General features: G+C 32.0%; 12 protein-coding genes. 11 read left to right on the forward strand and 1 reads right to left on the reverse strand.

Annotated features, from left to right (window positions below):
- Positions 1-11: 11 nt before the first annotated feature.
- The 11 genes from ACGH46_RS09475 to ACGH46_RS09525 all read left to right on the forward strand — a co-directional run bounded on the left by ACGH46_RS09475 (position 12) and on the right by ACGH46_RS09525 (position 10358).
- Positions 12-281, forward strand: a complete 270-nt coding sequence (locus ACGH46_RS09475; RefSeq protein WP_267351499.1) for a TrbC/VirB2 family protein — start codon at positions 12-14, stop codon at positions 279-281.
- Between the two features lie 19 nt (positions 282-300).
- Entirely contained in the window at positions 301-3117 is a 2817-nt protein-coding gene (locus ACGH46_RS09480; RefSeq protein WP_411605440.1) for a VirB3 family type IV secretion system protein, read from the forward strand.
- A 14-nt stretch (positions 3118-3131) separates the two neighbouring features.
- On the forward strand, positions 3132-3881 hold the full coding sequence (locus ACGH46_RS09485; protein ID WP_267351502.1) for a type IV secretion system protein: 750 nt from the start codon (positions 3132-3134) through the stop codon (positions 3879-3881).
- A gap of 156 nt (positions 3882-4037) precedes the next feature.
- Positions 4038-4892 (forward strand): type IV secretion system protein, encoded by an 855-nt coding sequence (locus ACGH46_RS09490; RefSeq protein WP_267351504.1) that lies wholly within the window; start codon positions 4038-4040, stop codon positions 4890-4892.
- Positions 4889-5074, forward strand: coding sequence for a hypothetical protein (locus ACGH46_RS09495; RefSeq protein WP_267351506.1), 186 nt, complete (start codon positions 4889-4891; stop codon positions 5072-5074). Before ACGH46_RS09490 ends, ACGH46_RS09495 begins: the two co-directional genes overlap by 4 nt.
- Positions 5075-5773 (forward strand): virB8 family protein, encoded by a 699-nt coding sequence (locus ACGH46_RS09500; protein ID WP_267351508.1) that lies wholly within the window; start codon positions 5075-5077, stop codon positions 5771-5773.
- Positions 5774-5778: 5 nt separating this feature from the next.
- Positions 5779-6651, forward strand: coding sequence for a P-type conjugative transfer protein VirB9 (virB9, locus tag ACGH46_RS09505; protein WP_267351510.1), 873 nt, complete (start codon positions 5779-5781; stop codon positions 6649-6651).
- A 9-nt stretch (positions 6652-6660) separates the two neighbouring features.
- Positions 6661-7761 (forward strand): TrbI/VirB10 family protein, encoded by a 1101-nt coding sequence (locus tag ACGH46_RS09510; protein WP_411605442.1) that lies wholly within the window; start codon positions 6661-6663, stop codon positions 7759-7761.
- On the forward strand, positions 7758-8771 hold the full coding sequence (virB11, locus tag ACGH46_RS09515) for a P-type DNA transfer ATPase VirB11 (protein ID WP_081299148.1): 1014 nt from the start codon (positions 7758-7760) through the stop codon (positions 8769-8771). Before ACGH46_RS09510 ends, virB11 begins: the two co-directional genes overlap by 4 nt.
- Entirely contained in the window at positions 8752-9189 is a 438-nt protein-coding gene (locus ACGH46_RS09520) for a hypothetical protein (RefSeq protein ID WP_267360843.1), read from the forward strand. Before virB11 ends, ACGH46_RS09520 begins: the two co-directional genes overlap by 20 nt.
- Positions 9190-9395: 206 nt before the next feature.
- Positions 9396-10358 carry a TrbM/KikA/MpfK family conjugal transfer protein gene (locus ACGH46_RS09525; RefSeq protein WP_267360845.1) on the forward strand — a complete coding sequence of 321 codons (963 nt, stop codon included), beginning with the start codon at positions 9396-9398 and terminating at the stop codon, positions 10356-10358.
- A 482-nt stretch (positions 10359-10840) separates the two neighbouring features.
- On the opposite strand, the gene cas3 is transcribed toward ACGH46_RS09525, so the two are convergent.
- Positions 10841-13534 carry a CRISPR-associated helicase Cas3' gene (cas3, locus tag ACGH46_RS09530; RefSeq protein WP_411605444.1) on the reverse strand — a complete coding sequence of 898 codons (2694 nt, stop codon included), beginning with the start codon at positions 13532-13534 and terminating at the stop codon, positions 10841-10843.
- Positions 13535-13898 lie beyond the last annotated feature (364 nt).

Here is a 13898-nt window from a genome sequence, read left to right on the forward strand (position 1 = left end):
GGAGATAAAAAATGAAATTAATTAAAAAGTTATTTTGGTTGTCAATCGGGATTTTGATTACTAATCCAAGTTTTGCTGTCGGACTTTCTAAAACCGAAAGTGGTATGAAAAATTTGCAAACTTCGATACATGCCATTGTAGGGGTTGTATTTCTTATAACAGGACTCATTGTTGGTGTTTTAGTTTGGCGAGGATCAAAAACTTGGGAGGAGTGTTCTAAATGGGTGATTGGAGTTGCATTTGCAGGTGGAGCGGCAGAATTAATAGGTATTTTCTTTTAAAAATAAAAGTGTCAAATAAATGGAAAAAGATATTTTATACAAGGCATTAACCAGACCCGCACTAGTGTTGGGATTACCGTTACAGTTAATCATATTTATCGCTTGGATAACTGTAATGCTATGTATGTTTATTTCATACTTTTTTGTCGGTTTAGGTATTTTCCTTTTTATTACCTGTGTTGCTTTAAATAAAAAGGATGAAATGTTTTTTTCTATATTGGGAAAGAAATTATTGGTTTCAAGCGGAACGACCAGTTTGTCACAAAGTAAAAAGCTATATGGCAATAATATAGATTATGTAACATCATCGTCTTATCGGGCAATAAAAGTGGATAATAATATTAATTTAAAACATTTTTCAACTATCGAAAAAAACATACCTTACTCAAGTCATATCGATAATCACATTATTATTAACAAAAATGGTGATTTAGTGGCAACATGGGAAGTAAAAGGTATTTCCTTTGAAACAAAAGGTGATGATGAACTTGATATCAGAAAAAATGAACTTGATAATTTTATTCGCTCATTTTCAAATGAAAACATAGCAATATATGTAAATGTCATCAAAAAAAATACAGATATCAAAATAGGCGGTGATTTTACGGGGTTTTGGTTTGCTGAACAAAATAATAATCGATATCTCGATTACCTAAAAAGTCAGCAGAATAAAGAGACTTTTATTTATGTTTCTTTGGTGATGAAAGGCGCGGATTTACAAGATAAAGCAGATAGCTTCATTACCAGTATAATTACAAAATTGATAGGGAAAAAATCGATTAATATCAAAGAAAAACAAGATTTCATTGATAATAACTTATTACAAATGAAAGATCTTTGTTTCAGATTTGATAAAGGATTATCTGAATTTGGCTCAAGGCGACTAGGGTTATATAGGAAAAATGACTATGTTTATTCAGAATTGATTGAATTATATAACTTAATATTAAGTGGTATTGATCGACCTATAATAATCGAACCGACAAGGTTATCCAACCTATTAGCCACGTCTGATTATTATTTTGGTGAACAGACAGTTATCGCAAAGTCAAATAATCAAACTAAATACATAAAATGCGTTGAAATAAAAACTTATTCCAACGAAACCAATCAAGGTATTTTTGATTTTCTTCTCGCTTTACCGATAGATATTTGTATAACGCAATCCTTTTCTATTTTATCAGCCAAAAAAGGAGTGGATTTAATAAAAAGGAAGAAAAATCAATTTGAATCATCAAACGATGATGGTGTGTCTCAAGTTATGACTCTTAATTTATTTATTGATGATTTAGCAAGTGGTAATATTTCGATTGGAGAATACCATTTTAACGTATTTATTCGTGCCAATACGTTTGAGCAAGTCCAAAACCAATCAAAAGAAATTATACAATCGCTAAATAATAAAGGGTTTATTGCACAAGATAGCACAATATCATTAAAACCTAATTTCTTTGCGCAGTTGCCTTCAAATTTTAAATATCGAACACGCGTCGTTGAAATCACCAGTAAAAATTTTGCAGGAACAACGGGATTACACAATTTTTTAGCTGGTAAACGAATCGGCAATTGTTGGGGAGATGCGTTAACGGTATTACAAACTAGAGGCGGACAACCCTATTATTTCAATATTCATGAAGAAAACGCATTTACTAATGATTTAGGTAAAGATCTAGTCGGAAATTTCATGATCATTGGTGGAACAGGCGCCGGTAAAACGGTTCTTGCATCCTGGATATTGGAACAAAGTTTAAAATTTAATAGTCCAACATCGTTTAAAACCAATGTATTAGAACAAACCAAAAAATTTAGATTTATCTATTTTGATAAAGATAGGGCTGTTCAGATGCATATGTTAGCCTTAGGTGGAAAATACATTAGTCTCAGAAAAGGTTTCAATACCAATCTAAATCCTTTTGCGCTTGAAAGCACGCAAGAAAACATTAATTTTTTAGTTTCATTCATAAAACTACTTTGCTCATTAGACGGTGGCCCTGTATCTGTATTACAAGATAAAGAGATATATAGAGCCGTTAATCAAGTCATGTCCCGAGAAAGAAGCAAAAGAAGTTTTGGTATTTCTTTATTACTTCAAACATTGGACATAGAGCAGGCAGAGGATAAACGAGAAAAATCAATTCATGAAAGACTGCAAAAATGGAGCCGAAATGGTTTTTTAGGTTGGGTATTTGATAATGAAATAGATGATCTTGATATCGAAAAATACAATACTTTTGGCATTGATGGTACAGAGTTTTTAGATGATAAGGAAATTTTAGATCCGTTAATGTTTTACATTCTCCATAAAATAAAATTGTTATTGAATGGTCAACGGATTGGTGTTTTTATCGACGAAATACAAAAATATGCAGAATGTCCTACGGTTGACAACATGATCGATGATCTGTTTAGGGTTATCCGTAAATTACAAGGATTTATTGGCGGTGCAACGCAAGATCTGACTTCGATTGAACATACCAAAACATACAAAGTACTACTAACACAGACAGAAACTAAAATAGTTATGCCAGAAAAAGTATATCGGGAAGATTATTTTATTGAACGTCTAAAATTTACTGAAAAAGAGTTTCAATTGCTAAAGACTTTGAAAAAAGCAGATAGAGAATTTTTAGTGAAAAAAACCAGTGTCGATACCGGAAAACCTGAAAGTATCGTTTGTCGATTAAATTTAGGTTGCCTAGGTGAGAATTTACGTATATTGAGCATTGGTTCATCAGAACGAGCAGTCGCCGATAAACTAATAGCAGAAACAGATGACCCTCAAATCTGGATTAAAAAATTAGGTCATTTATTACAAGCTGAAAATATAAATCAATAAAGGGAGAGGAAACAATGAAAAAAACAAAATTATTAATGTTAAGTTTATGCTTTATATCTTATAACGCATTATCTGGAGGTGTTCCTGTATTTGATGGTGCTGCCAGTATAAGAGCACTCAATGAGTGGCAAGAAAAACTACAACAATGGCAATCAACAAACAGTTTTCATAATAGTAATCTTACTTTAGGTCAGGAACAACTGGGTACTTTAAGAGGTATCGAAGATCAAGTTCGAAATTTTAATGTTAAAAGCTTACTTAAAGATATTAATGCCATTGATAAAATTATGCCTGACTATAACGCAATAATTAGCGGAAAATTTTCACAAGAATCTAATGCATTAGCATCAAAATTAGATATTAATGGTCGATGTGGAAATAACATTAAAGAGCTGATTAATCTTTGTAAATCGGAAAATTTGAACTTAGCGGCTAACTATATTGCAATGGAAAAAGTTAATGAACAAATAAATGTCATTTCGGAAAAAATAGGAAAACTAGCCGATGAAGTCGCACAATCTAAAAATATTAAAAACAGTACAGATATCAATAATCAAATCACATTATATAACAACCAATTAGCATTATTAGATCGAAAACTAGCACTTACACAAAAACAATATGAATCTAATCAAGAATTGATAAATAAGCAAAGAGAGCAAATTATCGATGAAATAGAATTACGACCGACTACACCAACATTTCAGTTCTTTCAGGATGAGTTAGATAGAAACAATCGTAATGTTAGTTTTGATGGTTTTTAAAAAAGTTTAAAAAAATAATTAGGTCTTCTTCAATTATTTAGCTTATTTGCGTTGTTAACAATACATATATTGATAATATTTTAAGATTTTTGGGGAATGCCTAATAGGCTAATATTACATTATAAAATAGTCTTATAGGGTTGGAGAAAATTAAAAATGGCAGGAGTATTTACTACACTTCAGAAGTTTGTTGATAAGTCGCTTGCAGCAGTTACCGCCCCCAAAATTACGGAATTGGTGAGTGCAATCAGTGAAATATTCGGAAGTATCATGTTGTTATGGGTAACCTATAAAAGTATTGAAATTGCGCTGGGGAGTAGGCCTTTCAGGCTTGGAGAACACATTCATAAAATATTAATAATCTCTATTGTAACGAGTATTGCTTTTGATGCTGATGGGTGGATAAAAACAGTTCTAGACATAATAAAAGAAGTTAAAGGTGTTTTAGTAGAAAAGGGAGGAGCAATTGCACAACTAGATAGTCAAACAGATAAGTTTAATAATGCCATAGAACCGATCATTAAAAAAGCATTTATGTTTGAACGTCCTTTTATTGCAGTAAGTTTCTGGGCATGTTTCTTCATTATGGCAGGAAGTTGTCTTTTTGCATTATTAACATCTGAAATTATTTTGGCGTTTGCTTTGCTCTTTACACCACTGGCAATTTTGTCGTTATCATTTGAAAATACCAAAAAAGTGTTTGAAGGATGGCTGTCTGCAGTAGTCGGGGCTATAATTACAATGGTATTATCTGGATTAATGATGTCATTAATGTCAGGATTTTTAAAAACACTTTGCGATTCCATAGGTAAGTATCCCCAATCATACCGAGTAATTTGTGCTGCATGTTTATTCTTTGCCATTTTCTTTTATTATGTTATGTCAGAAGTAAAAAAGTTAGCTCAAGCATTTACAGGGTTTACATGTGGTTCAATTCTGAATGCATGGGATGGAGCTGTTAACACAGTTAAAACTACAGCCAATGTCGCATCTAAGGTAGCAGCATTATGATTCAAAAAATAATTAAACATGGAAAAAAAATGAAAATAATTATAATTTCTCTATTATTTTTAACGTTAGTGGTAGGCTGTGTTAAAAGAAAAAATACTGTTCCTCTTGAAAATAACCAATTACAAGCAGTAAATAGTGACATTATTACTTATCAACTAATAGAAAATATAAAGGCGAAGTAAATGTCAGACAAAAAAAGTATACATGTTATAGATGAACTTACAAAAGAAAGTCTAACTTTCGAAAAAAATATTATCCAGAATCAGGAAAAATCCAAAAAATTAGCATGGATAGTAGCAAGTATTTTTATCTTATATTCGCTAGTGTTAACGGGGTCATTTGCATTTTTATTACCATTGAAAGAGACTCAACCCTATGTTATTCGAGTCGATAGCAATACAGGCTATACTGATATTATTCCATCCTTAACGGATCAATCCTTTACGCCGGATGAAGCACTCGATCGATTTTGGATAGCTCATTATATTGAATTACGTGAAAAATATGTTTATGAAACTCTTCAACAAGATTATGAAAGAGTGCAATTATATGGATCAGCAAATGTTAATCGGCAGTACATCGGCTTATTTAACGCAGATAATGCACCCTACAAATTGTATGGGGATGGTTATGCTATCGAAGTAAAAATTTTGTCTATAAATTTAGGGGTAAGTGAAGGAGAGACTAACACGAAGACTGCAATTGCACGGGCAGAATTGACAAGGGTAAACCTTGCTAACAATGAAAGAGTGAGCAAAAGAATTTTTGCTACCATAGCATATGACTATAAACCAAATTTATCACTAGCGTTAAATCATAGAACGTCCAATCCGTTAGGATTTCAAATATTATCTTACACCGTCGATACAGAAAATAGGTAATTTTAATGAAAAAGCTGATTACATTTTTAATAGTATTAATCACGTTTAATGCATATTCCGAAACCGATCCCCCAAAATCTAATTTTGATTATCGTGTTCGAGAGCTTGACTATAATAATGATGATGTAACTAAAATCATTGCGGTAGATGGTTACACCACAACCATAAAATTTTCAGATAATGAATACATACAATATGTAACCACCGGTTTTGAAGAGGGTTGGCAACATAAAATACAAAATAATTATTTAATCATAATGCCCAAACCTATCGACAATGGGGAAGGGACATTTTATAAACCATCATCACCAGATTGGAATACCAATTTAATTGTGATTACCGATAAAAGGGAATACTCATTCCAATTAATGATAGATGAAAAACAAGATAATAATTCATTCATTGTACGCTTTAATTATCCGAAAGATAGAGCCTTAGCCATAAAAAATGAAAATATAAGAAAAGCAAAAATATATCAAGAAGAGAAAAATAAACAACTTATAACAAAATCATTAGGAAAGTTAAGTACACCTGTGAACTGGAATTATTACAAATCTGTTAATAAAGGAAGTGAAAGTATTGTACCGGATTTTGTTTATGATGATGGCATACTAACCTTTTTAGGGTTTTCCAATGAAAAAGAGATCCCAAGTGTATTTTTGGTGAATAAAAATAAATCAGAAGAAATGCTCACCTACAATATGCGAGCCGATGTATTAAATAATTACCGAACGTTAGTGGTTCATAAAGTGGCAGAAAAATTAATTTTAAGAAATGGTAACAAGGTTGTTGGGATTTTTAATCAGTCTTACGGAACCTATAAACCAGAATATAAAACAACAATAAGCGATAATGTAATCAGAGTGATCAACCAGTAAGGATAGAAAATGAGTGTCAATCAAAATAATATGGAGTCAAATGAAGAAAATTTGAAATCGAATATCGCTGATGAATTGAAAAATGAGAAAAAATCAAAAGGAATATCATTTAAAACAATTTTCATGTTGATGATTGTTATCGCTATTGTGTTATTTATGTTAGCAAAGGGAATCTTATCGCTCAAAACATCATTAACAGCAGATAGACATGAAGGAGAACCCGAAGTTGTTACTGTTGATAATAGATCATTTAATATTACAAGAAATACTAGAAATCCTGATAATCTTGTACCCCCGAATGATCCAGAAAATGGTGTTGATCCAGAAAATCCAATCCCAAATGAAGTTGAAGTAGAGTCAAAACCCGTAATTATAAAAGGGCGTTTTGGATTAGCTAAAGGTGATGATAAAGATGTAAAACAACAAGAAACTCAACCAATAGTTCAACCAATACCTCAACAACAAAGTTCTGTCGATAACGAAAAAAACAAACAAGGTACCAAGATTGTTAAGGCGGAAGTATTAAAACTTAACCCTAATTTATCAATTTACAGGGGAACATTTATTAAATGCTCATTAAGGACAGCATTGATTAGCCAAATTAGTGGTGATGTTGGATGCATTATCAGTGATGATGTTTATTCGGCAAATGGCACGACCTTACTCATAGAAAAAGGTTCAATAGTTAATGGAGCCTTCAGACGAGCCAGTGTTAATCAAGGTGACGATAGAGTGTTTGTTTTATGGGAAGAGATCAGAACACCCAATAATTTAATAATAAGAATTGATTCAGGGGCGAGTGATGTATTAGGTGGCCAAGGTATTAGTGGTTGGGTTGATAATCATTTTTGGACTCGTTTTGGTAATGCTGTGTTAGTTTCTTTGATGAGTGATCTGTCAAGTGCTGCTGCATCACGATTACAAAAAGAACACACTTTTACTGATTTAAATAATACCACTCAAGGTGGAACGGATGTTGCTAAATCGATAATTGAGAAAAATGTTGATATTCCACCAACAATATATCGTAATCATGGTGATAGTGTTGGTATTTACACTAACCAAGATATTGATTTTAGTGATGTTTATAAATTAGAGTACAGAAAATGATGAATACTATTTTTTGGGAAAATACAGAAGTTTTATTTGGAAAATACCTATCAGATCCGAAAATAAAAGAAATTTGTGTCAATCCTGATGGTGCATTGTGGGTTGAAACAACCGACGATGAATGGATAAAAAAAGAATCGATTGAAAACGATATAAAAAAACCAGGTTCACTTTTACAATCTTTTGCGACGACCGCGGCAAATTACAATAATACAAAATTAGGTGAAACTAACCCCTTTTTAAGTGGGACATTAATCAGTGGTGAAAGAATACAATTAGTTTATGCACCCGCATCTAAAAACTTAATTGTAGATATCCGAAAAAATCATAAAACCAATGTACCGTATCAAAAGTATGTTGAACAAGGTTTATTTAATGATATCAAAGCATTTGGTGATAAAAGTAGAGATGATGAAGAGTTAAAAGAACTTTATCTTAGCAGAAATTTCGTCGATTTTATAAAAAAAGCCGTAGCTGTAGGTAAAAACATCATTTTTTGTGGTGAAACAGGATCGGGAAAAACGACCTTTATGAAAAGCTTAATGGAGTTTATACCATTAAATGCACGGTTAATATCTATCGAAGATACAGAAGAGTTAGCCTTTTTTAATCATGGTAACTATGCCCAACTTTTCTATGATAGCCAATACAAAGAAGAAGATCCGGTAACGCCATCAAAATTATTAAAAGCATGTTTACGATTAAAACCAACCAGAATTCTACTGGCTGAAATACGAGATCAAGTCGCCTTAGATCTCATCAAAGTAATTGGTAGTGGCCACAATGGAACACTATGTTCTTATCATTCACCTACAGTTGAAATGACTTTTCAAAAAATGGTGACTAATGTAATGGAAAATCCTAAAGCCGTAGGATTAAGTGATAAAACTGTTGCTAAAATGATAGGGTTATCAATTGATGTAGTCATTCAAATGTCAGCTTTTTCTGGTTCAAGAAAAATTACAGAAGTCTATTTTAAGGATGTCGATTATGAAAAGTTATTTAATTAAAGGGTTATTAATTATATTAATAGGATACCTAACAGGTTGTTCAACTCCACCTAAACCACCTAAATTGAATAGTGACAACTATAAATCTGTATATCAAGATCAACTATTTCGATATCCGACAAGTCGACTATCACCTAATGAACAAATTATCAAAGACTTTAAAGATAAATCAGTGATTTATACTGTAGTAGGCGCGCCAATTAAAGAGTCAGACAAAATAACTGTCATTTTTTTAGCAACTCATGCCGATTCAATAAAAATAATTGGCAACAAAAAAAATATTTATCTCTATGAAAATTATTTCAGAAAAATAGGGATTAAATGCCAATTTGTAACAGAAGAAATGGTTGATAAAAATGAATTTGTCACATTTATATTTTCAGGAAAACAGGGGGATAAGATTGTAAAATCAAAATAAAATGTAAAACATATGTTATTAAAAAATAACATGGGAATAGGAAAACAATAAAATAATAAAACTAAATAAAACCAGCGATAACATCTAAAAATAACGAATAATAAGCGTATTAAAAGATGTTATTCAATGAACAAAACAATGAAACACAAATGTATATCAAAAAACAAAATTGATAACATTCAATTACTATAAAAGCAGGTAATATTATGAAAAAAATAAACTATTTCAAGACAATTATCATATTGACTGCTTTTTTTTCATTAAACAGTTTTGCTGATGAAAAAGAAGACTTAGATAGATACCGGTTTGAATATAAAACAATTATGTCAAAAGAACATATATCGCCAACAGATCAGCTCAAAGCTAGCGATCTAAAAGAGAAAATACAACTCATTGAAAAAAACAACCCATCTTTAAAAGAAGATGACAGAAGTATAATCGATAGGCTTGCCGAAACTAAAGAATCAAAAATAGTTACAAGCTCAAGTCCTGCTAACACAAACGATATAGACTATCGCGAAAACGTGGGAATATCAGATAACCTGACTCATTTTACTAATGACAAAAAAAATCGATTTAATATAAACCAAAAAGATCTTTCTAATGACCAAGCAATAGCTTGTGGTGTTATTTTATGTTTATCTTCAGTAACAAGACCGAGTGAATGTACATCTTATCTTAAAAAATTCTTCTCAATAAAAGTAATTACCAGAGGAATTTTCAATTGGACAAAAACGCTAACAGCAAGAAAATCTTTTTTAGCAATGTGTCCGGTTGATAATGATGACCAAAATTTAAATAACCTAGTCAACGATATTATTCCAAACCAAAAAACAGATTGTACAGCTGACGAATTAAACAACTTGCAAGATAAAAAAGGGGATAGTATAAGAACCATTGCAAAATTACCAGATTACTGTGAAGCATTAGCCAACCATGCCTATTCTGATATCAAACTACCTACTTATCATTGTGATGGAACCTATTACTCAAACAAAGATTGGCGACGAGGTTACAGTGCGATAATAATTAGAGGAAAAAATCCGAAAAAAGAATATGATGCATGGAAGAGTCAAGGAAATAAAGGGCATATGGAAAAAATAAATTTTGGTTATGGTTATTTTAAACATTACCCAATTACCAAAAAATGTTGGAAAGATGAAAATTAAGCTAATTCAGAACTGATTTCTGACATGAAAATATAAACAGCAAACTTTCAATTTAAACAACCAAAAATTGATAATGACTGTTAACTAAAACTAAAAAGTTAATCCTTAAAAGTAAGGATTAACTTTGTTGGTTAAAATAACAGTGAAATTTATGATTAATGGTATCAAACATTCAATTAACAATCTTTTTTACACACAAAATATCATCTATTGCATCAAACAATATCGTAACTGATTTTAGTCGCTTCTTATACACATAAAAATACTCATGACCAGCAATGGGTAGTTTAAAAGCTATCATGAAAAGGTTTACATAAAATAAATTTTAAAACCATAATCCTAAAATATCCTACGAATCCTATCGCTAAAAAAATTAAACAATTAATACATTCTTCCTTTTTACCTATTTTGATCAGTAAACAGATAGTTATCAAAAAAAACGTAAATAATGAATAAGTACCGTTATCGAATAAAAATTTTTCCTAGATAAACCCCAATTCTTTAGAATAAAATTCCGATTTTTCATTGAGTAAAACAATTATCGCTGTTGGTCTATGTATTTGTTGTCTGAGTTTTTCTAAACTCGTTTGATCAAGTTGAGGGATCTGATTTTTGATTTTTTCCCATTTGGCACGTCTTAGCGAAATTCGACTTTGCTCCCAGGCATATTCGGCATTACCACAGTAAGGAATAACTTTTCCATTTTGTTGATAAGCTAAATAGATATCAACGCTATCTTCTGATAAACGAGTCACTACTTCGACTTCGCTATCCCATCCATTTGTTAAATCACGCTTATAACCTGCATTCAAATCTAATACGCTTTGATTGGCAATTGACGATTTACTTAAATTAGCCCCTTGAGCACCATAATAGTCTTTTTGTAATCCTGCTGGTGGTACAGGATCTTGTTCATAAACGGATTCAATTAATTGCCTTGCATCATCCGGCATTTTGATGCAACCTTGCTCGGATAGTATTTTTTGGGTATACCATAAATGAGCTGGATTAGCGTAAACATAACTGGTATTTCGAAAGGCTGGATCGTCAAGCCAATTCGCGTTAGGTTCAGCTTGCCAATCTGGGGCAAGCACGGTTAGGGTAGGGGGATGGCGTTCATCTAGCGATTGATTTTTTACATCATATGGCTTGATATTACCCTGTTTGTCACGAATATGGCGTTGTAAACGTCCAGCTCGTTGTATCAATAAATCTATCGGGGCAATATCGCTGATCATTTCATCAAAATCAAGATCCAAGGATTGTTCAATCACTTGTGTTGCTATAATGACTTTTCCTGCACGAATTTGATGATTCGATGTTTTTCCAGCCCATTGTAATGTTTTTTCTTCAATTTCCAAACGGTCACAATACGCAAAACGGCTATGAAAAAGTAGGATTTGTGTATGATCCAGTTGTAAATTGAGTTGAATTTGTTGATATAGACTAATTGCATCTTGTACACTGTTTTTGATCCAGCAAATAATTTTACCTTGTTGTATTGCTTTGCTGATTTTGTCTATACCTGCTTCAATATTGTTAATCCATTCGATATTTACTTGGCGTTTAACTTCTTGTCGGGTTTCAATCGCTTGTTTAACTAAGCCGTTATGATTAAGCTGTGTCATAAGTGGAAAAGGTAATGACTGTTCTAATTCTAAAACTTGTTTGTTGCCAGTTAAGCCTTTATAAAAGGCATCGAGTAGTTTTTGACGCAGAAATAAAGGTAATGTTGCTGTCAAAATAATAGCACTGCCACCTTGTAACGCATGGTAATGTAATAGGTTTTCGAGTAGTTTTACCATGTAACTGTCATAAGCATGAACTTCGTCTAATATCAGTAATTTATGGCGTAATCCTAATAAACGTAACGATTGATGTTTGAAAGGCATAATTGCCATTAACGCTTGATCTAACGTGCCAACCCCAACTTCAGCTAATAACGATTTTTTTCGAGTATCAACAAACCATTCATTACATTCTCCACTCACCGATTGTTCACCTTTAGGGTATTTTTGCTGGCTAATTTCATCGTGATTTAAAATTGTTTGAGTAAAATGCGGATTCATATAGCTAGACCCATGAGCCAGTACCAGCGAAGGATGGCTATCAGCTTGATATAATTGTTCGTAGACTTGAGCGGTACGCTGATAAATAGCATTAGCTGTTGCTTGCGTTGGTAAGCCAATATAGATACCCTGTGCTTTTTTAGCTGTCATAAGCCGATGTGCTAAAATCATTGACGCTTCCGTTTTTCCTGCACCCGTCACATCCTCCATAATAAAAAGCTCTGCACCATTATCAGAAAGTTGACAGGTTAACGCTTGTTGCTGTAGTGGTGTTGGTTTTTCAATGAAAGGAAACAAATTTTTAATATCACTAAAAGGGGTGATTGGCGATGCTGTTGGTAAAGTGGCAATGGCTTTTTCTGCTTTCAACATCGCATGATTGTGCCAATATTCATCAAGTGGCATGGGCTGTGAACAAAACGGAAAAAATTGTTCATTTGAACCAAGCCAATCACTAATTACGGTTAAACCCGCAATTAACCAACTTATTTGTTTTAATTTTTTATGATAATTTTTATCAAAAAAATGACAAGGATAGTGTGCTAAATTGTTATCGACAATAAACAATTGATTCAGTGCGATAATATAGTCTAAAGCCGCTTGTTTATCTTGTTCATTAAATGATAAATTGCCATCTGCACCTCGTTCTGGTGGCTTGCCATGATGTCCCGTCATAATAAGCAGCCATGTGTCAAATAAATCATCAATATCTTCACTATGTTGTTCAAGCTTAACATTTGGTTGGTGTTTAAGTGATTTATTCCATAACCAAAAACCAAGCGAATCATGTCTGGAATAATAGCTTTTAGATGGATCGACGCTGACAAGCTGTGGATGATTGTGTTTAAATAATGCTTGGAATCCATTCGCAAATTTACCAATATCATGCCAAGCCAAAAAATAAGCAAACCAAAGCGCTGCTTGATCGACATCTTTTGCAGAAAAGCCAATTTGTTCAAATAATTGTGATGAATTAAATAAATTTTGTTTAACTATTTGATAACCACATGCAGCGACATCTAAATTATGGTAAGCAAGTAAGTGATAACTACTGTTGTCAGAACTTTGATGGCATTTGCCCCAATATTGATAAAATGGCTGAGTCACTAAATGTATTCCTTGATTGTTTTGCTACTGTTTTGTCCGTTTTATTATTTATGCTTATTTAACTTAATAATTTTCATTAAATTTCGAAAAATTTAGTTTGTTAATATAATACTGTTTAGTATAAAAATGAAACAAAATCTTTTATACTGAAACATAAAGTAAATGTTAAACTTTTTTGATGATTAATTAATTAGTCAGATTATAATGGTGGTTGTACTGGGTGAATTTAGTGCTAATATTTAGATTTTGCTCACTTAATTGAAGTTTGGCAAAATAGAATATTTTAACTAATGAGGGTAAATAATTTTAGTCATTATCGATGACAATAAAATTTTGCGCTAACAAATAAATTTAAAATTGATTA

Origin of the sequence: Gilliamella sp. CG22 (genome assembly GCF_046635725.1) — a bacterium.
In the GTDB taxonomy this organism is placed as follows: Bacteria; Pseudomonadota; Gammaproteobacteria; order Enterobacterales; family Orbaceae; genus Gilliamella; species Gilliamella apicola_I.